The sequence below is a fragment of the Ferrimonas sediminicola genome, assembly GCF_005116715.1.
Classification (GTDB): Bacteria; Pseudomonadota; Gammaproteobacteria; order Enterobacterales; family Shewanellaceae; genus Ferrimonas; species Ferrimonas sediminicola.
On sequence record NZ_SWCI01000003.1, the window covers coordinates 85354 to 112172 of the forward strand.

General features: G+C 62.4%; 21 protein-coding genes, 1 pseudogene and 2 riboswitches. Of the genes and pseudogenes, 8 read left to right on the plus strand and 14 right to left on the minus strand.

Annotation, left to right across the window (positions count from 1 at the left end):
* The first annotated feature begins 137 nt into the window (after positions 1-137).
* Positions 138-1715, plus strand: a complete 1578-nt coding sequence (locus tag FCL40_RS06280) for a sensor domain-containing diguanylate cyclase (protein WP_136852312.1) — start codon at positions 138-140, stop codon at positions 1713-1715.
* A gap of 15 nt (positions 1716-1730) precedes the next feature.
* On the opposite strand, the gene FCL40_RS06285 is transcribed toward FCL40_RS06280, so the two are convergent.
* The 4 genes from FCL40_RS06285 to FCL40_RS06300 form a co-directional block, all read right to left on the minus strand.
* Positions 1731-2339, minus strand: a complete 609-nt coding sequence (locus tag FCL40_RS06285; RefSeq protein WP_136852313.1) for an acyltransferase — start codon at positions 2337-2339, stop codon at positions 1731-1733.
* Entirely contained in the window at positions 2336-3043 is a 708-nt protein-coding gene (gene tsaA, locus FCL40_RS06290) for a tRNA (N6-threonylcarbamoyladenosine(37)-N6)-methyltransferase TrmO (RefSeq protein WP_136852314.1), read from the minus strand. Before tsaA ends, FCL40_RS06285 begins: the two co-directional genes overlap by 4 nt.
* Positions 3033-3398: an Rcs stress response system protein RcsF gene (rcsF, locus tag FCL40_RS06295; RefSeq protein ID WP_136852315.1), complete on the minus strand. Its 366-nt coding sequence runs from the start codon at positions 3396-3398 to the stop codon at positions 3033-3035. The genes tsaA and rcsF overlap by 11 nt, the downstream gene beginning before the upstream one ends.
* A gap of 818 nt (positions 3399-4216) precedes the next feature.
* Positions 4217-4615: an H-NS histone family protein gene (locus FCL40_RS06300; RefSeq protein ID WP_136852316.1), complete on the minus strand. Its 399-nt coding sequence runs from the start codon at positions 4613-4615 to the stop codon at positions 4217-4219.
* Between the two features lie 306 nt (positions 4616-4921).
* On the opposite strand from FCL40_RS06300, the gene FCL40_RS06305 reads away from it, so the two are divergent.
* The 4 genes from FCL40_RS06305 (at position 4922) to FCL40_RS06320 (ending at position 9267) form a co-directional block, all read left to right on the plus strand.
* Positions 4922-5671: an electron transfer flavoprotein subunit beta/FixA family protein gene (locus tag FCL40_RS06305; protein ID WP_136852317.1), complete on the plus strand. Its 750-nt coding sequence runs from the start codon at positions 4922-4924 to the stop codon at positions 5669-5671.
* Entirely contained in the window at positions 5671-6597 is a 927-nt protein-coding gene (locus FCL40_RS06310) for an FAD-binding protein (RefSeq protein WP_136852318.1), read from the plus strand. The genes FCL40_RS06305 and FCL40_RS06310 overlap by 1 nt, the downstream gene beginning before the upstream one ends.
* An 89-nt stretch (positions 6598-6686) precedes the next feature.
* A riboswitch (Lysine riboswitch) is annotated at positions 6687-6884 on the plus strand.
* Between the two features lie 89 nt (positions 6885-6973).
* Positions 6974-8554, plus strand: coding sequence for a Na+/H+ antiporter NhaC family protein (locus tag FCL40_RS06315; protein ID WP_136852319.1), 1581 nt, complete (start codon positions 6974-6976; stop codon positions 8552-8554).
* A gap of 134 nt (positions 8555-8688) precedes the next feature.
* Positions 8689-9267, plus strand: a complete 579-nt coding sequence (locus FCL40_RS06320; RefSeq protein WP_136852320.1) for a thymidine kinase — start codon at positions 8689-8691, stop codon at positions 9265-9267.
* A 195-nt stretch (positions 9268-9462) separates the two neighbouring features.
* Here FCL40_RS06320 and FCL40_RS06325 read toward each other — a convergent pair whose 3' ends face one another.
* The 8 genes from FCL40_RS06325 to FCL40_RS06360 all read right to left on the minus strand — a co-directional run bounded on the left by FCL40_RS06325 (position 9463) and on the right by FCL40_RS06360 (position 19627).
* Positions 9463-10392: a LysR family transcriptional regulator gene (locus tag FCL40_RS06325; protein WP_136852321.1), complete on the minus strand. Its 930-nt coding sequence runs from the start codon at positions 10390-10392 to the stop codon at positions 9463-9465.
* A 332-nt stretch (positions 10393-10724) separates the two neighbouring features.
* Entirely contained in the window at positions 10725-12674 is a 1950-nt protein-coding gene (locus FCL40_RS06330) for an acetoacetate--CoA ligase (protein ID WP_136852322.1), read from the minus strand.
* Entirely contained in the window at positions 12671-13576 is a 906-nt protein-coding gene (locus FCL40_RS06335) for a hydroxymethylglutaryl-CoA lyase (protein WP_136852323.1), read from the minus strand. The genes FCL40_RS06330 and FCL40_RS06335 overlap by 4 nt, the downstream gene beginning before the upstream one ends.
* Positions 13576-15528, minus strand: a complete 1953-nt coding sequence (locus FCL40_RS06340) for an acetyl-CoA carboxylase biotin carboxylase subunit (protein WP_136852324.1) — start codon at positions 15526-15528, stop codon at positions 13576-13578. Before FCL40_RS06340 ends, FCL40_RS06335 begins: the two co-directional genes overlap by 1 nt.
* Entirely contained in the window at positions 15528-16310 is a 783-nt protein-coding gene (locus tag FCL40_RS06345) for an enoyl-CoA hydratase-related protein (protein ID WP_136852325.1), read from the minus strand. Before FCL40_RS06345 ends, FCL40_RS06340 begins: the two co-directional genes overlap by 1 nt.
* 9 nt (positions 16311-16319) lie before the next feature.
* A complete protein-coding gene (locus FCL40_RS06350; protein ID WP_136852326.1) occupies positions 16320-17927 on the minus strand; it encodes a carboxyl transferase domain-containing protein in 1608 nt (535 codons plus the stop codon).
* A 48-nt stretch (positions 17928-17975) separates the two neighbouring features.
* Positions 17976-19145, minus strand: a complete 1170-nt coding sequence (locus FCL40_RS06355; RefSeq protein ID WP_136852327.1) for an isovaleryl-CoA dehydrogenase — start codon at positions 19143-19145, stop codon at positions 17976-17978.
* Between the two features lie 71 nt (positions 19146-19216).
* Positions 19217-19627, minus strand: coding sequence for a MerR family transcriptional regulator (locus tag FCL40_RS06360; protein WP_136852328.1), 411 nt, complete (start codon positions 19625-19627; stop codon positions 19217-19219).
* A 157-nt stretch (positions 19628-19784) separates the two neighbouring features.
* On the opposite strand from FCL40_RS06360, the pseudogene FCL40_RS06365 reads away from it, so the two are divergent.
* Positions 19785-21713, plus strand: a pseudogene (locus tag FCL40_RS06365) (propionyl-CoA synthetase); the annotation flags it as partial.
* Between the two features lie 72 nt (positions 21714-21785).
* On the opposite strand, the gene FCL40_RS06370 reads toward FCL40_RS06365, so the two are convergent.
* Positions 21786-23474: an NAD-dependent malic enzyme gene (locus FCL40_RS06370; protein ID WP_136852330.1), complete on the minus strand. Its 1689-nt coding sequence runs from the start codon at positions 23472-23474 to the stop codon at positions 21786-21788.
* A 159-nt stretch (positions 23475-23633) separates the two neighbouring features.
* The gene (locus FCL40_RS06375) at positions 23634-24509 is read right to left on the minus strand and encodes a 1,4-dihydroxy-2-naphthoate polyprenyltransferase (RefSeq protein ID WP_136852559.1); all 876 of its coding nucleotides are present in this window, start codon (positions 24507-24509) and stop codon (positions 23634-23636) included.
* 192 nt (positions 24510-24701) lie between these two features.
* Between FCL40_RS06375 and FCL40_RS06380 the strand changes: the two genes are divergently transcribed.
* The gene (locus FCL40_RS06380) at positions 24702-25598 is read left to right on the plus strand and encodes an SDR family NAD(P)-dependent oxidoreductase (RefSeq protein ID WP_136852331.1); all 897 of its coding nucleotides are present in this window, start codon (positions 24702-24704) and stop codon (positions 25596-25598) included.
* 66 nt (positions 25599-25664) lie between these two features.
* Entirely contained in the window at positions 25665-26528 is an 864-nt protein-coding gene (tesB, locus tag FCL40_RS06385; RefSeq protein ID WP_136852332.1) for an acyl-CoA thioesterase II, read from the plus strand.
* 167 nt (positions 26529-26695) lie between these two features.
* A riboswitch (glycine riboswitch) is annotated at positions 26696-26805 on the plus strand.
* Positions 26806-26819 lie beyond the last annotated feature (14 nt).

Here is a 26819-nt window from a genome sequence, read left to right on the forward strand (position 1 = left end):
TGTCACTCGGGCCAAGCTTTGTGGAGCGCCGCGGCAGCCGAAACCGCCACCCACTGGCGCACAGGTGTAATATAAGATGATTATCGGTTGTTTCGTATGGAATAATTGTTAAAGGCCTGAAGTCCGACGGAGTGGTGATGAAGAGCGAACGATGGGGTATTACCAGCCTGGTGCTGGTCGGGGTATTGTCCATGACCTGGCTGGCGTTCCGCCTCTACCAGGCGGAGCAGTTTACCCTGGAGCGGGAGTTCGACCACTATGCCAGCAATCAAGCCCGGCAGATCAAGTGGCGCATCGACTCCTCCCTGTCGGTACTGAACTACCTCTCCACCCTCTACCAGGGCAGCTCAAGCGTGACCGCCGAGGAGTTCGAGCTGGTGGCCGACGGTATCCTGGCACGTCAGCGGGAGCTGAAGGCGTTGGAGTGGGTCCCCAGGGTCGAAGAGGGGGAGCGAGAGCGGTATGAACGGGCGATGCGCGACCGCTTCGCCGACTACTCGTTCACCGAGATGGATGGGGGGAAGCGGGTGGTGGCCAAGCGCCGCGCCGAGTATTTCCCCGTCTACTACCTGCGTCCCTTCAGCGGCAACGAGGCGCGTCTCGGAATGGATCTCAGCCAGGATACGGAGCTTTTGGAGGTGCTCCGGAGGGCGATGGAGGGGGGGGAGTTGCTGCTCTCTCCCATGAGCCTGGATGCCTCCTTTGGCAAGGTGGTGGTGGCGGTGATGCCCATCTATCATAGTCAGCCCTTGACCGACGCCAGTCGCAAAAAGCTGCTTAAGGGGTACCTGCTGGGAGTGTTCCAATTGGAGGGGCTGCTGCACGATCTGGTACTGGACGGGCATCGGGCTAACATCGAGTTTCAGATCTGGGACACCACCGGAGACCATCGTCGTCAGCTGCTGGGGGGACCGGTTCACCCCAGGGACATCGGCGACCGCACCAAGGAGTTTGTGTTTGACAATCTCGCCGGCCGCCGCTGGCAGTTGGTGACCATGGCCAACGGCAACTTTTTCGCCGCCAAGCGCAGCCTGGCTCCCTATGTGGTGGGGCTGGGGGGCTCCGTGGCGGTGCTGGCGGTGGGCGGACTGCTGTGGCAGATGCGTCGGCGCAACCATGAGGTGGAGGCGATGGTTCGGGCCCGCACCGAGGAGCTGAACCGGGTGAATCAACAGTTGACCCGGCAGAGCCTGACCGATGGGCTGACCCAGGTGGCCAACCGCCGCCAGTTCGATACCTGGCTCAGCCAGGAGTGGGAGAGTGCCCGCCGTACCGGCAAGCCCATCACCCTGTTCGTTATCGATGTGGACCTGTTTAAAAACTACAACGACCGCTATGGCCATCTGGCCGGCGACCGGGTACTGAAGAAGATCGCCCGGGTGCTCTCCAGCCAGCTGAATCGTCCCCGGGATCTGTTGGCACGCTATGGGGGGGAGGAGTTTGCCGCGGTGCTGCCGGAAACCGGCCGCAAGGCGGTGAAGTTCGCCGACAGCTTACGGGCGATGGTGGAGGCCCTGGGCATCCCTCATGAGGGGTCGGACATCTGCGGTTATGTCACCATCAGTGTGGGAGTGGCCACCGTGGTGCCCGAGGTGGACCAGACCCCGGAGCAGTTCTTCGAGCTGGCGGACCAGGCCCTGTACAAGGCCAAGAGTCAGGGGCGCAATCAGGTGGCCTACCACAACCAGGAGCGGGGTGATCTGAGCCTGGGCTAGGACCCGTCCTGTCAGCTAGGGATCGCGGCGGTCACCGATGATGCGGGCGGGATTGCCGGCGACCTTGGCGTAGGGGGGGACATCCCGGGTGACCACCGCCCCCATGCCCACCACCGCGTGATCACCGATGGTGACCCCGTCGACGATGCAGGCCCTGGCTCCGATCCACACGTCCCGGCCGATCACCACCCCTTGGGAACGGACCCCCTGCTGATAGAGGGGGCGGTCCAGTTCCATGCCGTGGTTAAAGGCATAGATGCTGACGTTGTTGGCCAGCCGGCTTTGATCTCCGATGACGATCCCGGCCCGGCCACCGTCGAGGCTACAACCGTGGTTGATGCTGACCTCGTCCCCCAGGGTGACCGGGCCGTGGATGAAGCTGCCAGTTGCCAGCATACAGCTCTGGCCGATGCGGACCTCGCGGCCGGGTTCGGCGAAGATGGCGCACTCCTCGGCCATGAAACAGTGGTCACCGAACTGGACACATTCGACAGAGCAGAGCTCCCGCTGCAGTGCCTGTTGCCAGGGGGCGGCCCATTCCAGATGCTTGGGCTTCAGGCGGTAGTAGAGCCAGGGCATCCAGTTTAGGCGCCGTTTGTGCTGCTCCCGGTAGCGCTCGGTCATGTCGTCTCCAGCGACACCACGTCCACCACCAGGTTACGCCCCTCCTTCACCTGCCAGCGCAGGTCGAACTGGTGCAACTGAACACCGTAGACCCGCTCCCCCTCCTCCTTCTTGTAGCCGGGTCTGGGGTCCTGGGCCAGCACCTGTGTAGCCAGTGCACGGAAGCCGGGGCAGAGCCGTTCGGCGTAAGCCATGGCGTCCTGGGCCTCGGGGCTGATCGCCATCGCCATGGGCGGTGGAGGCTCCTGGGCGAAGCCTCCGGCGGCGTCGGGCAGGGCATCGGAGTAGGGGATATAGGGCTTGATGTCGTAGACCGGGGTGCCGTCGAGCAGGTCGATCCCTTCGACCTCGATATAGTGCTGGCCCTTATCACAGCCAACCCCCCTGAGCTTGACCGCGGACAAACCCAGGCCGTTGGGCCTGAAGGTCGCCCGGGTGGCAAACACCCCCATGCGGGTGTTGCCACCCAGCCTGGGTGGGCGCACCGTGGGTTTCCATCCCTGGGCCAGATTCTCATGGAAGGCGAATATCAGCCACAGGGTATCGAACTGCTCCAGTCCCCGGTAAAGATCCGGATTGTTGTACTCGCCCTGAAGTTCAAGCCGGCCGATGGCCGCCGGCACCAGCCTGGGCTGGCGGGGGATGGCAAACTTCTGCTTATAGGGGGAGCGGCACAGGGCGACGGGTTCTATCTCAATCTTCATGGTGCACCAGGGCCTGGCCATAACAGGTGATGGCGGTAAGACATTGACTGCTGCCTGGCAATGAAACGCAGCGATTGATCCATAAGGCGTTCCCACCCAGCTCGGCGGTGTTATAACGCAACTGGGTGCGGGCGTCGGCCTCGGTGGCAATGGGATCGGTGCTGCGCTGTTGGCAACTGGTGGCCTCCAGCCATCCCAGTCCTCTCCCCGGTGGCGGTGCCTCTCCCTGGTAGAGGGTAACGCTGCCAGCTTTGAAGTAATTCTGGGCAGCCTGGGAATCCAGGTTGCTGTTGAATTCGAAATGGGCACCGCAGCCGCTTAGCAGCAACAGGGTGATTGGAGTGGCTAATCTCATCGTTTTCTCTATACCGCCATTGTGGCCTTAGTGTAACACAGGGCGGCATTGCTCGATTTGGTCGGAGTGGCCCGGCATCGGGATATCATCCATGGACTCTATAACCAGTGCAGAGTAAAGAACAGAGCGCCTGGTGCAATTTTAATCAATTGTTGGCGTTGTCTTAGCTAAAGATATCGCCATACAGATTAAGGTGAGTGACAGCCTCTTCAAATACGGTAGGGAGCCTGAACAAAAATAGCCAAACAATCAAGTATTCTCTCTGCGGCCACACCGACGTGGTTAACATTTGGTTACTTATAACTCATCTGTAGCTTAAGCTCAGGTCCAAATAGCCTTAATCGGAGCGAGGTGGAGCCGGGGGTTAAGTTCTCACTGAGCCGGGCGGTTTCAAAGGCATACGATCGCGAGCGCATTCTGATTTTGGTGCTCATTGCCTCGCACAATCAGCATAACCCCGGGGGGAGTGTGGTCTATATTTTGCCACAGGGGGTAATTAGGATTCACATATTCAGCCCATGTTCAGCCTTCCTTTACCCTGGCCGAGTGCTGTAAATTGAATTGTCATGCCTGGTTTAGAATTGCGCCAGGGAATCGATATTTATGGGCTGAATTGCCAATCCTGGATGTCAGTAAGGCACGGGCCGGGCGCCGGAGTACAGGGGCATCCTTAGAATTAACTCATAATAATTAGATGTTTATAAACTGGTTGCAGGGGAGGGAGCGTTGTCTGGGGGGGCGTGCTGCGCCTGGCCGCCTCTGGCCAGGGCAACAAAAAACGGCCGCCATTGGCGACCGTTCTAAACGGCAATCTCAGATTACTGTTCGATCAGGAACTCTTCCAGGGAGTGGCCTTGATCCAGCTTCTCCTTGATCGCTTTAGGAGTACGACCTTGACCGGTCCAGGTAATCATCTCGCCATCTACTTCAATTTGATATTTAGGCGGGCGAGGGGCTCGTTTGCGGCGAGGAGTGGCTCCTTCCAGCGCATTCAGCTCATCGACACTAATACCGTCTTCTTCCAGCTGCTTGCGAATAGCTTCTATTTTAGCCAAACGCTCTGCTTGAGCGGCTTCCTCAGCTTCAGCTTCGGCTTCACGCTCTTCAGCAATCTTCTGCAGCTTGGCAATTACGTCTTTCAGTTCATCCAGCTCCAGCTCTTTAACTTGAGCCTTCAAGCGGCGACCGTGAGTCAAAATTTCCAGGAAATCAGCCATCGTTGAATCAACCTAATTTGAGTGTGCTAATAGATCAGTGTTTAGACTAGCATGCAAAATAATACTTGTCTGCAAAATATTCTGGTTCATCTGGGTATAAAATAGAATTTTGCATTCTTCAATGATGACTTTTTTACTTGGTTTAAGTTCATTGTCGATTTAAAAACTCTTTTCTCTCCATTGTTGGGGGCGGTGCCTGTCCGCTGTCGGGGCGATCAGCCTTCATGTTGACGTTTACGTCAACAGTAATTAGAGTGGAGGCAGTGTGAGGCAAAGTCGATTCCGGCGCGAGACAAAGGACGTACTATGAAGATTCTGGTTCCCATTAAGCGGGTGGTCGACCCCTACGTTAAAGTAAGGGTGAAGGCCGACGAGACGGATGTCGAGTTGGCGAATCTGAAGATGGCGATCAACCCCTTCTGCGAAATCGCAGTGGAGGAAGCGGTGAGGCTGAAGGAGAAGGGCCACGCCGAAGAGATTATTGTTGTTTCCATTGGACCCAAGGCGGCCCAGGAGCAGCTAAGGACCGCCATGGCCCTCGGGGCCGACCGGGGGATTCTGGTGGAGCATGATGAGGCGTTGGAGCCTCTCTCCATTGCCAAGGTGCTGAAGGCGGTCATCGACAAGGAGCAGCCCTCCCTGGTGCTGTTCGGCAAGCAGTCCATCGATGGCGACAATAACCAGACTGCCCAGATGACCGCCGCCCTGGCGGGAATGGGGCAGGCCACCTTCGCTTCCTGCGTGGAGCTAGAGGGAGACCAGGTTAAGGTGGCCCGTGAGATCGACGGTGGCATTCAGACCCTGAGCATCAAGCTGCCGGCGGTGGTCTCCGCAGACCTGCGCCTGAATGAACCCAGGTACGCCTCCCTGCCCAATATCATGAAGGCCAAGCGTAAGCCGCTGGAGACGGTGACGGTTGCCGACTTCGAGCTGCAGCTCAAGCCTCATCAGAAGGTTATTAAGGTCGCGGCGCCAGCCGAGCGTAGCGGCGGCATCATGGTGGGCTCAGTGGAAGAGCTGGTGGACAAGCTGAAGAATGAAGCGAAGGTGGTGTAATGGCGATCCTTATTATTGCAGAAGTAGATAAGCAGGGACTGGGGCCGGAGTGCGCCAAGGTTGTCGGTGCAGCCTCCGCCCTGGGACAGGAGCTTCACCTGCTGGTGGCGGGCCAGGGGGTTGGCTCGGCGGCGGAGCAGGGAGCCAAGCTGGCGGGGGTCACTAAGGTACTGGTGGCCGACAGTGATTGCTACGAGCATCAACTGGCCGAACCCCTGGCCGATCTGGTGGTGGAGATCGCCGATGAGTACAGCCACATCCTGGCGGCCGCCAGTGCCAAGGGTAAGGATCTGCTGCCCAGGGTCGCGGCGTTGCTGGACGTGGCTCAGCACTCCGACGTGATTGCCATTGTGTCTGCCGACACCTTCGTGCGTCCCATCTACGCCGGCAACGCCCTGGCAACGGTGCAGAGCCTGGATGACAAGAAGCTGCTGACCATCCGTACCAGTGCCTTCGATGCCGTGGCCGATCAGGCGCCGGCCGAGATCCACGTCCTTGGCAATACCCAGGCCAATGATTTGAGCCGGTTCATCGGTGAAGAGCTGGTGGTGTCCGAGCGTCCCGAACTGGGTGCGGCGCGGGTGGTGATCTCCGGTGGCCGGGGGCTGGGCAGTGGTGAGAACTTCGCGCTGATCGAGAAGCTGGCCGACAAGCTGGGAGCTGCCATCGGGGCCTCCAGGGCGGCGGTGGATGCCGGGTTCGTGGCCAACGACCTGCAGGTAGGCCAGACGGGCAAGATTGTTGCTCCGGAGCTCTACATTGCCGTGGGCATCTCCGGTGCCATTCAGCATCTGGCAGGGATGAAGGAGTCCAAGGTGATCGTGGCGATCAACAAGGATCCGGACGCGCCCATCTTCCAGATTGCCGATTATGGCCTGGAAGCGGACCTGTTTGAGGCTATCCCTAAGCTCACGGAACTGTTATAAATGTGACTTGGCTCACATAATGGCGGCATCTGCCGGACAAGTGAGGGACACTTGCGGTTAGAATGCCGCCTTCGCTTTATGCGAGTACCGATTTAGGTAGAGGCGCATCGCCTATCAGTACGCCGGTCGAGGTTGATACCCGAAGACACCGTCGGAAAGGAGTCGATGCCGAAGTGGTTCGGGCATCATCCCTGACCGCTGGGGCTGCTTTTAACAGGAGCAGCACTGCCATAGTAAATTCCGAGAGGAGCTCGGAGCAATTTTTACTATGGAGCGCTACTGAAAGGACGGCGGGTTTCTATTCTTTGCATATCCCTCCCTCGACGCACAGTCGTGTCAGTTGCCTCCATCGCTAATCCAAAACGATAAGATAACGATGGCCTTAATTAGTTACGCCGATTCGGCACTCTCTCTTCTGCCTCCCCTGGTTGCGATCGGGATGGCAATCATCACCCGCAAGGTGTTGCTTTCTCTTGGGCTGGGCATTGTCCTAGGCACCCTGATGCTGGTGGACTTCGCCCCAGGTGCCGCCGTCACTGAGCTGTCTGCGCGAGCCCTGACCCTGGTGTGGGAGGAGGGTGCCCCCGCCGCCTGGAACCTGCATACCCTGGGCTTCCTGGTGCTGCTGGGGATCATGACCGCGTTGATCTCCGTTTCCGGGGCGACCCGGGCCTTTGCCGCCTGGGCCAGGCAGCGGATTCGCAGCGGCCGCGATGCCAAGCTGATGACCATGGTGCTGGGGGTGGTGATCTTCATCGATGACTACTTCAACACCCTGGTAGTGGGCTCGGTGGCTCGTCCCGTGACAGACCATTACAAGGTGTCCCGGGAGAAGCTGGCCTACTGCATCGACTCCACCTCGGCGCCCATCTGCGTGATCTCGCCCATCTCCTCCTGGGGGGCCTACATCATCGCCCTGATCGGCGGATTGCTTTCCACCCATGGCATGAGCGACATCGGCTATCTGAGCGCCTTTATCCAGATGGTGCCGATGAACTTCTATGCCATCTTCGCCTTCCTGCTGCTGCTGGCGGTGGTCTGCTTCGGCCTGGACTTCGGTGCCCTGGCCCGTGCCGAACAGCGCGCCCGTGCCGGCCAGCTATGGGACGAATCCCGTGGTGTGCCTGCCGGCGAGGAGCTGGATCTGCCTGAGGCGGACAACGGTCGGGTGGCCGGCCTGGTGGCGCCCATCGCCTTCCTGATCGCCATCACCGTGGGCCTAATGCTCTACTCGGGCAACCAGGCACTGGCAGCCGACGGCAAGGCGTTCAGCGTCATCGGCGCCTTCGAGAACACCGACGTGGCCTGGTCCCTGTTCTACTCCGGCCTCGGAGGAGTGATCTTTACCCTGCTGTTCAGCCTAATGCAGGGGGTTCCGGTCTCCTACATGGCCAAGGCGGTGATCAGTGGCTCCAAGTCGATGCTGCCTGCCATCTACATCCTGCTGTTTGCCTGGACCATCGCAGGGATCATCAGCGACCTGAATACCGGCGAGTTCATGGCCTCCCTGGCCCAGGGCAGCCTGCCACCCTGGTCCCTGCCGGCGCTGCTGTTTGTGCTCAGCGGCTTCGCAGCCTTCGCCACCGGTACCAGTTGGGGCACCTTTGCCATCATGCTGCCCATCGCCGCCAACATGGCGGAAGCGGTGGATCTGGCCCTGATGCTGCCCATGCTCTCCTCGGTCCTGGCCGGTGCGGTGTTCGGTGATCACTGCTCGCCCATCTCCGATACCACCATTCTCTCCTCCACCGGCGCGGGCTGTCATCATATCGATCACGTCACCACCCAGCTGCCCTACGCGCTGCTGACGGCGGTGATCTCCCTGGCCGGCTACCTGGTGCTGGGGATCACCGGCTCCGTGGCCATGGGGTTTGCCGCTGCCACCCTGGGATTGGTGCTGGCGGTGGTGGTGCTCAGGCGCCTGTGTGCACCCGCGGCGGCGACCGCCCTGGAGTAACGCCGCACAGCCCCGCCTGGCGGGGCTTTTTTCTGGCACCGGCGGCGAGCCTGCGCACAGTTTCCACCGGCGAACTCTGGTTCAGATCCGGCCTTTTCGATAGACTGGGCGGGAGTTTTTCAGGGGGAAGAATTTTGGCTCAACTCTACTTCTACTACTCGGCAATGAATGCCGGCAAATCCACTTCTCTGCTACAGTCCGCCTACAACTACCGTGAGCGGGGCATGGAGGTGCTGGTGATGACGGCTGGCCTGGATGACCGTTACGGGCTAGGCAAGGTGACCTCCCGCATCGGCCTCTCTTCCGACGCCCTGATCTACCGTCGCGAGGATGACCTGCTGGCGATGGTAAAGGAGCGCAACGCGCAGCAGCCGGTCAACTGTCTGCTGGTGGATGAGTGCCAGTTCCTCACCAAGGCGCAGGTTCGTCAGCTGACCTACCTGGTGGACAAGCTGGATATCCCGGTGCTCTGCTATGGCCTGCGGACCGACTTCCAGGGGGAGCTGTTTGAAGGCTCCCACTACCTGCTGGCCTGGGCCGATAAGTTGGTGGAGCTGAAGACCATCTGCCACTGTGGCCGCAAGGCTAATATGGTGGTGCGAATGGACGGTGAGGGCAACCCGGTGCGCAATGGTGATCAGGTGCATATTGGCGGCAACGACAGCTATGTCTCCATGTGCCGCACCCACTACCGGGAGTTGGCCTGGGATTGAGGGTGACCGTCCCAGTCAGGACTCAGCAGCTTCGGCTGCTGTTTTTTTTTAGGGGACGGCTGCGACTGGCAGCATGCCCGCAGAGTGCTGGAGTGAGTGTTCGGGTAAGGGCGAGAGGTTAGTGTAGGGTGTTCACCGGTGACTGCCGGCTTTTTTGTTTGGAGGGGAGGGCAGGAGTCCTTTCCTGCGGAGAGATCAGCGAATCTTGCTGAGGGTCTCTTTCACCTGGTCACGCAGCCAGCGGTTGGCCTTGCTGTCTTCCATCTTCTTCAGGTAGGTCAGGTAGAGGGGCACCTTGGGGATCTCGAAGGAGGTCTTGACCTCGGCCAGTTCAAACTGATGACCATACTTCTCCCACAGCCAGCGGGAGACGGTGACCAGGGCGTCGGTCTCCTGGGCCATCACCATGGCGTTGAAGGGGTTATTGGTGTCCAGGAACACCTCGCGCTCATCCACATAGCCCAGGTTTAGGGCGTTACCCATCTTGTAACCAATCTGGCCCACGGCGTAGCGCACGTGCCTCTGCGCCAGATAGGTGTCCATGTCGATCACCTCTTTGGTCAGGGGGTTGTTGCGACAGCCCAGAACCACCATCTCCTCCTCCAGTAGCTTCTCCTGAACGATGGACTTCATATCCACCTTCAGGGCCACCAGGCACAGGTCGTTGTTGTCGATCTGCAGGCTGTCGATGATCTTGGACTCCTCCTCGACCAGGTTGTTGACGCTGATCTTCAACTGGCCGTTAAAGGACTCCACCCGGCGGGTCAGGGGGTGCAGCACAATCAGATCCAGGATGTGGTTGGCGGCGATGCGGAAGCGGCGCTTGCTGTTGGCGGCGTCAAAGTCGCTCAGGCTCTCGACGCCGTCCTGCAGCAGGTCCAAGGCGGAGTTAACGTAGCCATAGAGCTCCATGGCAAAGTCTGTGGGCTCCAGGCCGTTGCTGGTACGGGTGAACAGGGGGTGGCTGAAGTACTTACTCAGCTTGGACAGAGACTGGCTGACGGCGCTGGGGGTTACGGAGAGCTTTCGAGCGGCTTTGCTCAGGCTGCCGGTAAACACCACGGCGCGGAAGACGATCAGCAGCCGTATATCGATGGAATCAAAGTCCCGCATTAAAACTGGCATGGCACCTTCCAAGTAAAGAAAACTAATTTCGTCTTGTTAGTGAATCTTAGTCAAATTCTGATAACTGTCTGGGCGCGGAATCTAACATGCGCTAACGATTTTGCGCAATAGATCGACTTTGGCGGCAGTTCACACTTTTCATTTGCAAGGTTAAGCGGTTGATTTAAGAGGGGCTTTATTTCCCGTTTTTATTAAAAAAGTATTTTAAGTTATGATTGCATTGCCCGCTGATTTCCCTCGTTTTGAGCTTCACTTAGTGTATAAGTTTTTGAATGGAGTGAAAAAACGCGACCATTCCTGTTGTGGGGCGGTAATGGTCGCGTTCCGCGGTGTTAACTGGAGAGTTCTGGAATGTTGATGAACTGTTTCAGGGATTCCGGATTGGCCAGGGCATCGGTGTTGTTCACCTCCTCCCCGTGAACCACTTTGCGCACCGCCAGTTCCACCAGTTTGCCTGAGAGGGTTTTGGGCAGATCGGACACCTGAATGATCTTTGCCGGCACATGACGAGGGGTGGTGTTGGCCCTGATGGTGCGGCAGATAGTGTGCTTCAATGTTTCGTCCAACTGTAATCCGCTTTTAAGAACCACGAACAACACCACCCTGACATCATCTTGCCACTGTTGGCCGATGGCCAGACTCTCCTGTATCTGCGCCACCTTTTCCACCTGGCGGTAGATCTCGGCGGTGCCGATGCGTACCCCTCCGGGATTGAGTACGGCATCACTGCGACCATGGATGATCAGCCCCCCCTGTGGGGTGGTTTCGGCGTAGTCGCCATGGGCCCAGACGTTGTCGAAGCGGCCAAAGTAGGCATCGCGGTAGCGGCTGCCATCCTCGTCATCCCAGAAGCCGACCGGCATGGAGGGGAAGGGTGTGGTGCACACCAGCTCCCCCTTCTGACCCCGGATGGCGTTACCCAGCTCATCGAACACCTGCACGTCCATCCCCAGCCCCAGGCACTGCAGCTGGCCACGATAGACCGGTTTGGCCGGGTTGCCCAGGGCGAAGCAGGAGACGATGTCGGTGCCACCGGAGATGGAACTGAGGCACAGATCCTGTTTGATCTCGCGGTAGATGAAGTCGAACCCTTCGTGGGCCAGTGGGGAACCGGTGGAGAGCAGGGCCTTGAGGTTATCCAGCCTGTGGTGGCGGGCGGGACAGTACTCGGCCTTCTCCAGGGCGGCGATGTACTTGGCGCTGGTGCCGAAGACACTGACCTCCTCCTGTTCCGCCAGTTGCCACAGTACTTGTGGACCGGGGGCGAAGGGGCTGCCGTCGTAGAGCACCAGGGTGGCGCCCACCGCCAGGCCACTCACCAGCCAGTTCCACATCATCCAGCCGCAGGTGGTGAAGTAGAACAGCACATCCTCCCGGGCCAGGTCCGTGTGCAGCCGGTGCTCCTTCAGGTGCTGCAGCAGGGTGCCGCCGGCACCGTGGACGATGCACTTGGGTTTGCCGGTGGTGCCGGAGGAGTAGAGCACGTACAGGGGGTGATCGAACGGCAGGGCCTCGAAGCTGAGGCTGCGCGCCTCATTCGATAGGGCCTCGCTCCAGTCGATGGCCATGGGGGCGTCCACGCCGCCGGTGTCATCGAAGGCCGGTACCACGATCAGCTGCTCCAGGGAGTCGATGGCCCGGGCGATCTCGGTCAGTTTTTCACTGCAGTCGATCACCTTGCCGTTGTAACGGTAACCGCTGGCGCCCACTAGCACCTTGGGGCGGATCTGGCCGAAGCGGTCCAAAACGCCGTTGAAGCCAAAATCGGGTGAGCAGGAGCTGAAGGTGGCTCCCACGGCTGCGGCGGCCAGCATGGTGACCACGGTTTCGATGCGGTTGGGCATAAAGGCGGCGACGCGATCGCAGGGGGTCAGGCCGAGACCACGCAGATGGGCGGCGAGTTTGGCGACCTCGTGATAGAGCTCGTTGTAGGAGAGGGCCACCCGGTTGGCGGCCTCGTCCCGGAACACCAGTGCGATGCGGTCGTCACGGTAGCGCAGCAGGTTCTCGGCGAAGTTGAGCTTGGCGTCGGGAAAGAAGCGGGCGCCGGGCATCCGGTCACCGTCGGCGAGCAGGGTCTCGCCCATATCGCCAATCACCCTGAATCGCTGCCAGATCTCACGCCAGAAGGGGCCGGGTCGGGTGACGCTCCAGCGGTGCAGGTCGTCGTAATCCTCCAGGTCCAGTCCCAAATCCTCATTCAGCCCCAGGCGGAACTGTTCCATCTGAGTGGCGCTGAGCCGCGCCTTTGAGGGTTGCCACAGTGGGTCGCGGTTACTCATCCCTGGGTCTCCTTGCGCTTAGCCAACCAGGCCTGGGCGACCCGGCTGGTGGGTGATTTGTTCAGGCCGTGGCAGATCTGCTCCCCGGCCCGCACCAGGGCGTCCAGGTTGACGCCGGTTTCCACGCCCATCCCCTCCAACATATAGACCAAATCTTCCGTGGCCAGGTTGCCGGAGGCGCCGGCGGCATAGGGGCAGCCCCCCAGGCCCGCCACGGCGCTGTCGAAGGTGGTGACCCCAAGCTCCAGGCAGGCCAGGAGATTGGCCAGCGCCTGGCCATAGGTATCATGGAAGTGCAGCGCCAGGGCGGAGATGGGCACTCGCTCGGCCACGGCCATCACCATAGCCCGGGCCTTGGCCGGGGTGCCCACCCCGATGGTGTCGCCAAGGGAGATCTCGTAGCAGCCCATCTGATAGAGGGTTTGGGCCACCTCGGCCACCCTGGCTACCGGAATCTCCCCCTCGTAGGGGCAGCCCAGGACACAGGAGACATAGCCGCGCACCGGAACATCGGCGTCGCGGGCGGCGGCCATCACCGGCTGGAAGCGCTCCAGGGACTCGGCCACCGAGCAGTTGATGTTGCGTTGACTGAAGCTCTCCGAGGCGGCACCAAACACCGCCACCCCGTCGACACCGGCGGCCAGGGCCGACTCCAGCCCCTTGAGGTTGGGGGTCAGCGCGCTGTAGCGCACCCCCGCCTTCCGCTGGATTCGGGCAAACAGCCGATCGGCATCCGCCATCTGCGGAACCCATCTGGGGGAGACGAAGCTGCCGGCCTCGATCTCCTTCAATCCGGTCTCCGACAGGGCGTCAACTAACTGAATGCGTTGCTCCAGGGTGACGCCGGCTTCGTTCTGCAGGCCGTCCCGCGGCCCCACCTCGACGATCTTGGCTTGGGTCATCACTCCTCCAGGGCTTCCAGGGCCACCAGGGCGGCGCCGTCATTGACCTGCTGACCGGGAGAGAAGGGCAGGGCGGTCACCTTGCCGGCGTAGGGGGCGGTGATGGTGTACTCCATCTTCATCGCCTCCATCACCAGCAGGGATTGTCCCGCTTCCACCTGCTGCTCCAGGTCGCACAGCAGCGCCACTATGGTGCCGTTCATCGGTGCCTTGAGGGCATCTTCACCGGCCTCCCCCTCTTCACTGCTGCCATGGCGAACCTGGGTAAAGCGCAGCGGCCCATCGGGCAGGAATAGGGTCACCGCCTCGTGGCAGCGTTGGTAGGGCCAGTGGCACAGGTGGCCATCCAGCTCCAGGCGCACCTGCTCATCGTCCAGGCTGGCGACCACCCTGTGCTCCTGGCCATCCAGCTGGACCCGGAAGGTTGGCCACAGCCCCCTGAGTTCCAGGGTGTAGCGCTCGCCATGTTCATCCTCCAGCTGGTGGCCCAGGTGGGCCGCCTGGTTGAGGCGGAATCCCACGGCGCTCTGCCAGGGGACCTGGCCCGGCTTCGGGCGGCTGGCCACCAGGGCGGCAGCGATGGCGGCCCGCTGGCGAAGATCGTCTGCCTTGGTCAGGGTGTGGTAATGGCGCTCGATGAAGCCGGTGTCCAGCTTCGCCCGTCTGAAATCTTCATGGGCGACGATGCGGGCCAGGAACGCCAGGTTGCTGGTAACCCCGGCCAGCTGGGTCTGGCGCAGGCCGCGAACCATCTGGGCGATCGCCTGGTTGCGGTCCTCGCCATAGCTGATCAGCTTGGCGATCATCGGGTCGTAATGGGCGCTGATGGTGTCGCCGGTGATCACGCCGCTGTCCAGCCGCAGGCTGTCGGGCACCCGGAACCGGGTCAGGGTACCGGTGGCGGGCAGGAACTCCCTCTGGGGATCCTCGGCGTAGAGGCGCACCTCGAGGCTGTGGCCTTTCACCGTTATCTGAGACTGGGACAGGGGCAGGGGATCGCCGGCGGCCACCCGCAGCTGCCACTCCACCAGATCCTGGCCGGTGACCATCTCGGTGACCGGGTGCTCCACCTGCAGCCTGGTATTCATCTCCATAAAGTAGAAACGCCCCTGCTCATCCAGCAGAAACTCCACGGTGCCGGCGCCGACGTAATCGATGGCCTGGGCCGCCCGGCAGGCGGCCTGCCCCATCTCGGCGCGCAGGGCGTCACTCAGTCCGGGCGCCGGGGCCTCCTCCACCACCTTCTGATGGCGACGCTGGATGGAGCAGTCTCTGTCGGACAGGTAGATACAATTGCCCTGGGTGTCGGCGAACACCTGCACCTCCACGTGGCGAGGGGCGGCCAGATAGCGCTCCAGCAGCAGGGTGTCGTTGCCAAAGGCGGAGGCCGCTTCCCGGCGGGCGGTGGCCAGGGCCTGGGGCAGTTCATCGGCGCCATTGACAATGCGCATCCCCTTGCCGCCACCGCCGAAGGCGGCTTTGACCAGCAGCGGGTAGCCGATCTTGCTGGCCTCGGCAGTCAGGCAGGCATCGCTTTGATCCTCACCGTGGTAGCCCGGCAGCATGGGCACACCGGCGTCGGCCATGATCGCCTTGGCGGCGCTCTTGGATCCCATCTTGTCGATGGCGTCGGCGCCGGGGCCGATAAAGCGAATGCCGGCGGCCTCACAGCCGCGGGCGAACTGCGGATTCTCCGACAGGAAACCGTAGCCCGGGTGGATGCCATCCACCCCATGGGCCCTGGCCAGCTCGAGGATGGCCTCGCCCTTGAGGTAGGACTCAGTGGCGGGGGCCGGACCGAGCAGCAGGGCCTCATCGGCCATCAGCACGTGCTGGGCGCCGCGATCGGCCTCCGAATAGACCGCCACCGTGGCGATGCCCAGGGTGCGGCAGGTGCGGATCACCCGGCAGGCAATCTCGCCTCGGTTGGCAATCAGTACTTTGGTCAGCATCAGTTCTCTCCTTGCCAACTGGGCGGGCGCTTGTCGAAGAAGGCGCCCAGCCCCTCCTGCCCCTCCTTCGACACCCGGATGCGGGCTATGGCCTCGGCGGTCAGCTGCGCCAGGGCCTCATCGAAGGGGTGGTGTTCTATGGTGTGCAGCAGCGCCTTGCAGGCCTGCATCGCCTTGGGGCCGTTGCCGGTGAGGGTGGCGATCATCGCCTCCCCCTCGGCGGCCAGGTCGTCGCATACCTGGTGCACCAGGCCGAGACGGAAGGCGGTGTCGGCGTCGAACTGCTCGGCGCTGAGCATAAAGCGGCGGGCCTGTCGCTGGCCCATGGTCCGGGCGACGAAGGGGCAGATCACCGCCGGGATCAACCCCAGCTTCACCTCGGAGAGGCAGAAGCGGGCGCGGCGGGAGGCCAGGGCGACGTCGCAGCAGGCGATCAGCCCCAGGGCTCCGCCGAAGGCGGCGCCGTCTACCAGCGCCAGGGTGGGGCTGGGGAAGCGGTCCAGGCTGTGCATCAGCCGGGCCAGCTCACGGGCATCAAGGAGGTTGCTCTGCTCATCCAGGTTCACCTGGCTCTTCATCCAGGCCAGATCGGCGCCGGCGGAGAAGTGCTTGCCGTTGGCGGCGAGCACCAGCACCGTCGGCGGCTCCTTGGCCAGCAGGGCCAGGGCCTGGTTCAGTTCGGTGATCATGGTGTCGCCAAAGGCGTTGTGCTTGTCTGGCCGGTTCAGGGTGAGGCGGGCGACGCCCCCCTGCTGGCTCAGGGTCAGAAACTGAAATTCCATGGGCTCTCCTTACATGCGGAACACGCCGTAGCGGGTCTCTTGGGCCGGGGCGTTCATGGCGGCGGTCAGGGCCAGGCCCACCACTTCCCGGGTCTGGGCCGGATCGATGATGCCGTCGTCCCACAGCCGGGCGCTGGCGTAGTAGGGGTGTCCCTGTCGCTCATACTGCTCGACGATGGGCTGCTTGAAGTTGGCCTGGGCCTCTTCGCTCCAGCTCTCCCCCTTGCGGGCCAGGGCGTCGGTGCGCACCTGGGCCAGCACGTTGGCCGCCTGCTCGCCCCCCATCACCGAGATGCGGGCGTTGGGCCACATCCACATCATGGTGGGGTCGTAGGCGCGGCCGCACATGCCGTAGTTACCGGCGCCGTAGCTGCCGCCAATCACCACGGTGAACTTGGGCACCCGGGCGCAAGAGACCGCGGTCACCAGCTTGGCGCCATGTTTGGCGATCCCCTCGTGTTCGTACTTCCTGCCCACCATGAAGCCGGTGATGTTCTGCAGGAACAGCAGCGGGATGTTGCGCTGGCAGCACAGTTCGATGAAATGGGCGCCCTTGAGGGCGGACTCGGAGAAGAGGATGCCGTTGTTGGCCAGGATCCCCACCGGTTGGCCATAGAGACGGGCAAAGCCGCACACCAGGGTGGCGCCGTAGCCGGCCTTGAACTCGTCGAAGTCGGAGTCGTCCACCAGCCGGGCGATCACCTCGCGCACCTCGAACGGCTGTTTGAGGTTGCTGCCGACGATGCCGTAGAGCTCATCGGCGGGGTAGCGCGGCGGAAGGATGGCACTGTCTGCCAGGGACTGGCGGCGCTTATGGTTGAGGCGGGCTACCGCCTGGCGGGCCAGCTGCAGGGCGTGTTCGTCGTTCTCAGCCAGGTGGTCGGCCACCCCGGAGATCTGGGTGTGGACGGCGCCGCCCCCAAGCTCCTCTGCGGTGACCTCCTCGCCGGTGGCCGCCTTCACCAGCGGCGGCCCACCCAGGAAGATGGTGCCCTGTTCGCGGACGATGATCGATTCATCGGCCATGGCGGGCATGTAGGCGCCGCCGGCGGTGCACAGGCCCAGCACCACGGCGATCTGCGGGATCCCCTTGGCGGACATGTTGGCCTGGTTGTAGAAGATGCGGCCGAAGTGGTCCTTGTCCGGGAACACCTCATCCTGGCGGGGCAGGAAGGCGCCGCCGGACTCCACCAGGTAGAGGCAGGGCAGGTGGCACTTCTCGGCGATCTCCTGGGCCCGCAGGTGCTTCTTGACGGTGAGGGGGTAGTAGGTGCCTCCCTTTACCGTGGCGTCGTTGGCGACGATCATGCATTCCACCCCGGCGACCCGGCCGATGCCGGCGATCACCCCGGCGGCGGGGACGTCGTCCTCGTAGCAGCCGTGGGCGGCTAACTGGCTTAACTCCAGGAAGGGGGCGCCGGGGTCGAGCAGTCGCTCGACCCGCTGGCGGGGCAGCAGCTTGCCCTGACCCAGGTGTTTACTGCGGGCACGCTCGTTGCCCCCGGGAAGGATGGCGTCCAGGGTGGCCTTCAGGTCGGCCACCAGATCCGCCATGGCATGGTGACGGGCCACAAAGCCCGCGTCCTGCCGATTGATGCTGGAACGGAGTATGGTCACGGTAGTCAGTCCTTAACTGGCGGGGCCCAGGGGCCCCGCGCCATGGGATCAGGCGGTTTCGTTGAACAGTTCGCGGCCGATGAGGAAGCGGCGGATCTCCGAGGTGCCGGCGCCGATCTCATACAGCTTGGCGTCACGCAACAGCCGGCCGGTGGCGTACTCGTTGATGTAGCCGTTGCCCCCCAGCAGCTGGATGGCGTCCAGGGCGAGCTGGGTGGCCAGTTCGGCGGAGTAGAGGATGGCACCGGCGGCGTCCTTGCGGGTGGTCTCCCGGCGGTCGCAGGCCTGGGCGACGGCGTAGACGTAGGCGCGGGCAGCGTTGGAGCGGGTGTACATGTCCGCCACCTTGCCCTGCACCAGCTGGAACTGGCCGATCGCCTGGCCGAACTGCTCGCGTTGATGGATGTAGGGCACCACCTGGTCCAGGCAGGCGGCCATGATCCCCAGGGGACCGCCGGAAAGGACGACCCGCTCGTAGTCGAGGCCGCTCATCAGCACGTTGACCCCTTTCCCCACTCCCCCGAGGACGTTCTCCACCGGGACAGGTGCATCCTGGAACACCAGCTCACAGGTGTTGGAGCCGCGCATCCCCAGCTTGTCCAGCTTCTGGGCCTGGGTGAACCCCGGGGTGCCGCGCTCGACGATGAAGGCGGTGATCCCCTTGGGGCCGGTATTCAGGTCGGTTTTGGCGTAGATGACGTAGGTGTCGGCGTCTGGACCGTTGGTGATCCACATCTTGTTGCCGTTGAGAATATAGTGGTCACCCTCGAGGCGGGCGGTGAGCTTCATCGAGACCACGTCGGAACCGGCGTTGGGCTCGCTCATCGCCAGGGCGCCCACATGATCGCCGCTGACCAGCTTGGGCAGGTACTTGGCCTTCTGCGCCTCGGTGCCGTTGCGGTGAATTTGATTGACGCACAGGTTGGAGTGGGCACCGTAGGAGAGGCCGACCGAGGCGCTGGCCCGGGAGATCTCCTCCATGGCGATGACGTGGGCCAGGTAGCCCATGTTGACGCCGCCATACTCCTCGGAAACGGTGATCCCCAGCAGCCCCATCTCGCCCATCTTCTGCCATAGCTGGCTGGGAAAGGTGTTGCTCTGGTCTATGTCACTGGCCAGAGGGGCGATCTCGGCCTGGGCAAAATCCCGTACCGAGTCTCGCAGCATCTCCAGCGTATCGTCCAAGCCAAAGTTGAAATTGGTTTGGTAAAGGCTCATATCTTCTCCCCTTGGGTCCTTGTGGGCAGCAAGACTGGCGGCGCTCCGGCCGCAAAAAGAGGGACCGCTTGTTATGTACTTTCTGCGGTTAGCTCTTCCAGTGCCTGCTTGCATTGCTGTTCGGCGGAGCTGAGTTCCATCATCACCACCTTGATATCGTCCATCTGTTGCTGAAGGTCTGCCTTCTTGGTCTCGATCAGTTCCAGCATGGTTTGCAGCTGGGTGCCACTGCTCTTGTCGGCGTCGTAGAGATCAAACAGGCGACCGGTTTCCGCCAGGGAGAAGCCCAGGCGTTTGCCCCTGAGGATCAGCTTCAGCCGCACCTTATCCTGCAGGCTGTAGATGCGGGTCTGCCCCCTGCGCGCAGGGCTGAGCAGGCCCTGGTCCTCGTAGAAGCGGATGCTGCGCGTGGTGATGTCGAACTCACGGGCCAGATCGCTGATGGAGTAGGTGACACCGCTCTTTTCGTGTTTCTGAGTCATGCTGGTACCGGTCTAAAGTTGCTTGAGTTCACCATATAGGAAGTTTACGTAAAGGTAAAGTTGTTAACGGGGTGTTAGCCCTTGGTCGAATGGGGCAAGCCGTCGCCATCTGATACAAATTCAAGGGTGATGCCTTGAGAATTCGACCAGGGAGGCGAAGATGCCGTTAGATAAGGTCAGACAGATGCAGCAGCAGGCGTGGCAGGATCCCCAGGGGTTCTGGAGCCAGGCTGCCCAGACAATTTCATGGATGAAGCCGGTGGAACGGGTGTTGGACGACAGCCAGGCCCCCTTCTATCGCTGGTTTCCAGGGGCGACCCTGAACACCTGCTACAACGCGGTGGACCGGCATGTGGAGGCGGGATTCGGAGAGCAGACGGCGATCCAGTACGTCAGCCCGGTGACCGGCAGCGAGCGCGCCGTCAGCTATGGCGAGCTGCAGCAGCAGGTGGCCACCTTTGCCGGGGCCCTCAAGGGACTGGGCATCGGCAAGGGGGACCGGGTGGTGATCTACATGCCGATGATCCCCGAGACTGCGGTGGCGATGCTGGCCTGTGCCCGGCTCGGGGCGATCCATTCGGTGGTGTTCGGCGGATTTGCTCCGCCGGAGCTGGCCAGCCGCATCGACGATGCCCAGCCCAAGCTGGTGATCTCCGCTTCCTGCGGCATAGAGCCTTCCGGGGTGATCCCCTATAAGCCGCTGCTGGATGCGGCGCTGGAGCAGTCCCAGCACCAGGTTCAGGGCACGGTGATCTTTGCCCGGCCCCAGTGCCAGGCGGAGTTAAAGGCGGGCCGGGACCACGACTGGCAGGCGCTGGTGGCGAATGCCGAGCCCGCCGGTTGTGTCGAGGTGGCCGCCGATGACCCCCTCTACATTCTCTACACCTCGGGTACCACCGGCCGGCCCAAGGGGGTAGTGCGGGACAATGGCGGCCACGCCGTGGCCCTGGCCTGGTCGATGAAGGCGATCTACAACATCGACGCTGGCGACGTGTTCTGGGCCGCCTCCGACGTGGGTTGGGTGGTGGGCCACTCCTACATCGTCTATGGGCCACTGCTGGCCCGGGCCACCACCCTGCTCTACGAGGGCAAGCCGGTGGGCACCCCGGATGCCGGTGCCTTCTGGCGTATCATCGACAAGTTCAAAGTGAAGTCCTTCTTTACCGCCCCCACCGCCATCCGCGCCATCAAACGGGTGGATGCCGACGCCAGCCTGCTGCAGGGGGTGGACATCGGCTCGCTGCAGGCGCTGTTCCTGGCCGGTGAGCGCTGCGATCCCGATACCCTGAACTGGGCGGCGGAGATGCTCAAGGTACCGGTGGTGGATCACTGGTGGCAGACCGAGACCGGCTGGTCTATCTGCGCCAACCCCATGGGCATCGCCCCCCTGCCGATCAAGGCGGGCTCGCCGGCATTGGCGGTGCCTGGCTACCAGGTGGAGGTGCTGGATGAGGAGGGGACCCCGGTGGCACCCAACCAGAGCGGGGCAATCTCCATCAAGCTGCCCCTGCCCCCGGGCACCTTGATGACCCTGTGGAACAACGACGACCGCTACCGCGACGGTTATCTGGCGCGCTACCCGGGATACTACCTGACCGGCGACGCCGGCTACATGGATGAGGAGGGCTATCTCTATGTGATGGGGCGGGTGGATGACATCATCAACGTGGCGGGCCACCGCCTCTCCACCGGTCGTTTCGAGGAGGTGCTGTCCCACCACAACGCCGTCGCGGAAGCGGCGGTGATCGGCATCAACGACAGCCTCAAGGGACAGTTGCCGCTGGGGCTGGTGGTGCTTAAGCAGGGGATGGACAGAGATCTGGAGACCATCAAGAGTGAGCTGGTGGCCCTGGTGCGCGCCGAGGTGGGCGCGGTGGGTGCCTTCAAGCTGGTGGGGGTGGTGGAGAAGTTGCCCAAGACCCGTTCCGGCAAGATCCTGCGAGGTACCATGCGCAAGATCGCCAACGGCGAGGCGGTCAATACTCCGGCCACCATCGAGGATCCCCAGGCGCTGCTGGTGATCAGCCAGGCGTTGGCGCAGATGGGGCTCAACACACCGGAGCAGCCGGTACTGGACCTCTCCTGAGGCTCGTTAGGGAGCGGACAGAAAAGAGGTGCCAACAGGCACCTCTTTTTGTTTGCTGCCGCTGGACCGGGTTCAGAAGCTGGTGCGCTTGTAGCTGCGGTACTCCGGCTGCCAGAACATCGCTTCGATCTCCTCTTTCAGATCGACGTTCTTCATCAGCTTGGCCACGCCATCGCGCATGGCGGCCTGGGCCACGGCGAAGGCGATCTGTTTGCTCACCTCCTGGATCTGTTCCAGCGGCGGCAGCAGGGAACCCTCGCCGTCGTTGGCCAGGGGAGAACACTCTGCCAGGGCGCGGCTGGAGGCCATCAGCATGTTGTCGGTGACCCTTTCCGCCTTGCAGGCCAGCACCCCCAGGCCGACGCCGGGGAAGATGTAGCTGTTGTTGCACTGGGCGATGGGGTAGGTGGTCTCCTCCAGTTCAACGGGGTCGAAGGGGCTGCCGGTGGCCACCAGCGCCTGGCCGTCGGTCCAGCGCAGGATATCCTCCGGCATCGCCTCCACCCGGCGGGTGGGGTTGGACAGGGGGAAGACAATGGGGCGCGGGCAGTGTTTGTGCATGGTGCGGATCACCTCTTCGGTGAACAGCCCAGGGGCGCCACTGACGCCGATGAGGATGGTGGGTCTGGCGTGTTCCATCACCTGCAGCAGGGAGACGCCGCTTCCCTCCTCACTCCAGTCCTGGGTCTTCTCCAGGCTCTGGGTCAGTCTCTGCTGGAACGGCAGCAGGTTGGGCATCCCCTCCTGTAGCAGGCCCCAGCGATCCACCATATGCACGCGGGCGCGGGCGTCGCCGTCCTCCAGCCCCTCGGAGACCATCTGGGCGATGATCGCCTCGGCGATGCCGCAGCCGGCAGAGCCGGCGCCGAGGAAGGCCACGGTCTGATCCTTGAGCTGGGTGTCTGCGGCCTTACAGGCGGCCAGCAGGGAGCCGACGGTGACCGCGGCGGTGCCCTGGATGTCGTCATTGAAGCAGCAGAGTCGCTCCTTGTAGCGTTCCAGCAGCGGCATGGCGTTCTTCTGGGCAAAGTCCTCGAACTGCACCAGGGCGTCGGGCCAGCGACGCTGGATGGCGCTGAGCACCTCCTCGACGAAGGCGTCGTACTCCTCTCCGGAGATGCGCTTGTTGCGCCAGCCCATGTAGATGGGATCGTTCAGCCGTTGCGGATTGTCGGTACCCACATCCAGCACTATGGGCAGGGTGTAGGCGGGGCTGATACCACCGCAGGCGGTGTAGAGGGAGAGCTTGCCGATGGGAATGCCCATGCCACCGATCCCCTGGTCGCCGAGACCGAGGATCCGCTCGCCGTCGGTGATGACGATCACCCGCACGTTGTGACGGGTGGCGTTGTTGAGGATGTCGTCGATCTTGTCCCGGTTGGGGTAGCTGAGCATCAGCCCCCGGGCACGGCGGTAGATGTTGGAGAACTGTTCACAGGCCTCGCCAACGGTGGGGGTGTAGATGATGGGCATCATCTCGCTGATGTGGTTGTTCACCAGCCGGTAGAACAGGGTCTCGTTGGTGTCCTGGATGTTCCTCAGGTACACGTGCTTGTCCATGTTGTTGGTGAAGTGCTGGAACTGCTGGTAGGCCCGTTCCGCCTGCTCCTCGATGGTTTCGATGGCGTGGGGCAGCAGGCCGTCGAGGTTGAAGGCTTCCCGCTCCTCTTCACTGAAGGCGGAGCCCTTGTTCAGCAGGGAGGTCTCCAGCAGCACCGGTCCGGCATAGGGGATATATAGGGGGCGTTTATTGTCTTCCATCGGCATGATTTTGTTTGTTGTTTTAGACCTCCCTGAGTGTATCAAATCTCAGGGCCAGGCGTGACCCAGATCACTGCTTATCGGAAAATAAAACCTGGCGGGGGTGGGGCAGCCGATAAAAAGGGGCTACCAGGAGCCCCTTGCCACTGTCCTTGCTCCTCAGAGGGCCAGCAGCAGGCCGCCCGAGGCCAGTCCAGAGAAGATCATGGTCAGCTTGGCGGTGCGCCCCAGCAGGGGGTTGAGGGCGGCGCCCTCGGTGCTGGCGAACTCCATGGCCAGGGCTTTGGCCATGGGAATCGACACGGCGCAGGCGGCGACGGTGGCGCCGGGCAGCATTCCCATCAGCCAGCCCAGGGTCACCATCAGGTAGGGGGCGGCGATCAGCATCTGGTACAGCAACTGGGAGCGCTCCAGCCCCAGGCGTACCGCCAGGGTGTGCTTGCCCGCCTTGATGTCGGTGGTGCGGTCCCGGGTGTTGTTGACCAGCATGATGGCGGCGTTGAGCAGGCCGACGGCGCTGGCAAGCAACCAGGCGCTGGCGTCGGTGGTGCCGGTCTGGATGAAGTAGCAGCCCACCACCGCTACCAGGCCGAAGTAGACGTAGGCGGCGATCTCGCCCAGGCCGTGGGACGCCAGGGGGTAGGGGCCGCCGGAGTAGCACAGGGCGCCGGCCAGGGCGAACAGGGCCAGCAGGGCGATGGGCCAGCCGCCAATGAAGATCAGGTACTGGCCGATGAGGGTCGCCACCGCGAGGGAGAGGATCATGCCGTTGCGCACCGCCCCGGGGGCCAGCAGCCCCTGCTGGGTCACTCGGGTGGGCCCCAGGCGCTCATCGGTGTCCACGCCGGATTTGAAGTCGAAATAGTCGTTGGCCAGGTTGACGCCGATCTGCAGCAGTACGGCGCACACCATGGAGGCGACCGCCACCAGGGCTGAGAAGTCCTGATGATAAAAAGCCAACACGTTCCCCACCAGGATCGGCCCGATGGCGGCGGGCAGGGTGCGGGGACGAATGGCCATCATCCAGTAACTCAGATTCATAGGGTCTCTTGCTTTGGTTATGACCGCATTATTGTACCTCTAAAGCGAGGAGATTCATCGTTTGAGACAGGGGGGTGTGATCCCGGTAGAAAATCGGATTTCGGAGACGGTTTTACACTGGCAAATGGTCAGGGATTAACCCATTGTTTTTAAATAGGAGTAACTCGCTAATTTGGGAGGTCAGGGATGAAGGAAACAGGTTCAATTCGCTTTGATGATCAGGTGATCGCGGTTACCGGCGCCGGCCGAGGCCTGGGACGGGCCTTTTCCCTGGCGCTGGCGGAGCGCGGAGCCAGGCTGCTGCTGCTGGACAACGGCTGTGATGCCCAAGGCCAGGGGTGCGATGACAGCTTGGCTCAGGAGGTGGCGGGCCTGATCCGTAACCTGGATGGCGAGGCCCTGCCGCTGTGCGTGGACGTCACCGATTATTCGGCCCTGGCCGATGCCCTGGCGACCGGGGTGGCGCATTTTGGCCGCATCAACTCGGTGGTGGCCTGCGCCGGCATCCTGATTCCCCAGCAGGTCCGCTGCGATCTCGGCGAATACCGGCGGATGATGGAGGTGAACCACTTCGGTACCGTGAATCTGGTGCACGCCGCCATGGAGCAACTTACCGAGCAGCAGGGGCACATCGTCGTCTGCAGCGGCTTCTCCGGGCTCTACGGAGACCGGGATCTGGGGGGCTTTGGGGCCAGCATGATGGCCAACCGCGGTTTCATGCTGTCCGTCGCTCAGAGGATGGAGGAGGCGGGGATCCGCTGCAATGCCCTGTGTCCGTCGGCGTCCACCCGGATGGTGGACAAGCTCTACAGCGATGAGCAACGTCAAAAACTGCAGATCAGTGCGGTGGTGCCGGCCCTGCTCTACCTGCTCTCCCGCGATGCCCCCAACGGCGCCACCCTGACCGCCGCCGCCGGCCAGTTTACCCTGGCCCGGACCGTCGAGACCCACGGCATCCGCCTCAAGCCGGAGAACCTGAGGCCGGAGGAGCTGTGCCTGGCCTGGGACGAGTTGGACTCCGAGTCGGTGGTGACCCCCTACGCCTCATTCCGGGAGCGGATTCGGCGGCTGCTTCAGCGCTAGAGCCGTTGCCCTGGGACGGGGCCTTGGGTACCCTGTGGCCTTTGTCACAGATTTTGGGACCCACCTATGTCCAATTCTCTCGATAACCTGCTGCAGGTGATGGACCTGGAGCCGTTGGAGGAGGGGCTGTACCGGGGCCAGAGCGAGGACCTGGGCTTTGGTCACCTGTTCGGTGGTCAGGTACTGGGCCAGGCACTGGCCGCCGCCACCCGCACCGTGGACGCCGAACGGGCTATCCACTCCTTCCACTCCTACTTCCTGCGTGCCGGCGACCTCAACCGTCCGGTGATCTACGAGGTGGAGAACATGCGCGATGGCCGCACCATCAGTACCCGCCGGGTCAGCGCCATCCAGCATGGCCGCCCCATCTTCCATCTGACCGGCTCCTTCCACCACCTGGAGCCCGGGTTTGAGCACCAGTCGGCCATGCCCCGGGTCCCCGGCCCGCAGACCCTGGCCAACCAGTTTCAGCTGGCGGAAGCGATGCGGGGCAAGGTGCCGGACAGGGTGCTGGACATCTACCTGAAGAACACCTCCATCGAGATTCGCCCGGTGGATCCGGTGGATCCGCTGAACCCCACGCCCAGGGAGCCGGTGCGCCATGTGTGGATGCGGGTCAACGGCGAGCTGCCCCAGAACCCGGTGCTGCACAGCCATCTGCTGGCCTACGCTTCGGATCTGAACTTCCTGATCACCGCCGCTCAGCCCCACGGAGTTTCCTTCCTGACCCCAGGGGTGAAGATGGCCACCATCGATCACTCCATGTGGTTTCACCGGCCGGTGGCGTTCGACCAGTGGCTGCTCTACTCGGTGGACTCCCCCAACGCCATCAACTCCCGGGGATTGGTGCGCGGGCAGATCTTCAATCAGGCTGGAGAGTTGCTGGCCTCCACCGCCCAGGAGGGGCTGCTGCGACAGAAAGCCCGATAGTGTGAGTTGTCTCACCAAAAAAGCGCGCCTTGATGGCGCGCTTTTTGATAGAGTGGCTGTTTCCGCGAGAGCGGAATCCCGGATGAAGGTAATAGGAGAGTGACGCTCTGCGTCCGCCGAAGAAGTAAATCTTTCAGGCGCCGGCTTGGCCGGCATGGACTGTTACTGGACGGGCCTCTGGAGAGTTCCATTGACTTGGACGCCGAAGGCGCAAGCCCCGTACTCCCCCTCGGGAGGCGGTGGTCAAACGCTCAGGCAAAAGGACAGGGTGCAAGATAAACGCTTTACCTC

Coding starts and splice junctions, on each gene's coding strand:
- FCL40_RS06280 (WP_136852312.1), top strand. CDS start 138: ATGAAGAGCGAACGATGGGGTATTACCAGCCTGGTGCTGGTCGGGGTA.
- FCL40_RS06285 (WP_136852313.1), bottom strand. CDS start 2,339: ATGACCGAGCGCTACCGGGAGCAGCACAAACGGCGCCTAAACTGGATG.
- tsaA (WP_136852314.1), bottom strand. CDS start 3,043: ATGAAGATTGAGATAGAACCCGTCGCCCTGTGCCGCTCCCCCTATAAG.
- rcsF (WP_136852315.1), bottom strand. CDS start 3,398: ATGAGATTAGCCACTCCAATCACCCTGTTGCTGCTAAGCGGCTGCGGT.
- FCL40_RS06300 (WP_136852316.1), bottom strand. CDS start 4,615: ATGGCTGATTTCCTGGAAATTTTGACTCACGGTCGCCGCTTGAAGGCT.
- FCL40_RS06305 (WP_136852317.1), top strand. CDS start 4,922: ATGAAGATTCTGGTTCCCATTAAGCGGGTGGTCGACCCCTACGTTAAA.
- FCL40_RS06310 (WP_136852318.1), top strand. CDS start 5,671: ATGGCGATCCTTATTATTGCAGAAGTAGATAAGCAGGGACTGGGGCCG.
- FCL40_RS06315 (WP_136852319.1), top strand. CDS start 6,974: ATGGCCTTAATTAGTTACGCCGATTCGGCACTCTCTCTTCTGCCTCCC.
- FCL40_RS06325 (WP_136852321.1), bottom strand. CDS start 10,392: ATGCCAGTTTTAATGCGGGACTTTGATTCCATCGATATACGGCTGCTG.
- FCL40_RS06330 (WP_136852322.1), bottom strand. CDS start 12,674: ATGAGTAACCGCGACCCACTGTGGCAACCCTCAAAGGCGCGGCTCAGC.
- FCL40_RS06335 (WP_136852323.1), bottom strand. CDS start 13,576: ATGACCCAAGCCAAGATCGTCGAGGTGGGGCCGCGGGACGGCCTGCAG.
- FCL40_RS06340 (WP_136852324.1), bottom strand. CDS start 15,528: ATGCTGACCAAAGTACTGATTGCCAACCGAGGCGAGATTGCCTGCCGG.
- FCL40_RS06345 (WP_136852325.1), bottom strand. CDS start 16,310: ATGGAATTTCAGTTTCTGACCCTGAGCCAGCAGGGGGGCGTCGCCCGC.
- FCL40_RS06355 (WP_136852327.1), bottom strand. CDS start 19,145: ATGAGCCTTTACCAAACCAATTTCAACTTTGGCTTGGACGATACGCTG.
- FCL40_RS06360 (WP_136852328.1), bottom strand. CDS start 19,627: ATGACTCAGAAACACGAAAAGAGCGGTGTCACCTACTCCATCAGCGAT.
- FCL40_RS06370 (WP_136852330.1), bottom strand. CDS start 23,474: ATGGAAGACAATAAACGCCCCCTATATATCCCCTATGCCGGACCGGTG.
- FCL40_RS06380 (WP_136852331.1), top strand. CDS start 24,702: ATGAAGGAAACAGGTTCAATTCGCTTTGATGATCAGGTGATCGCGGTT.
- tesB (WP_136852332.1), top strand. CDS start 25,665: ATGTCCAATTCTCTCGATAACCTGCTGCAGGTGATGGACCTGGAGCCG.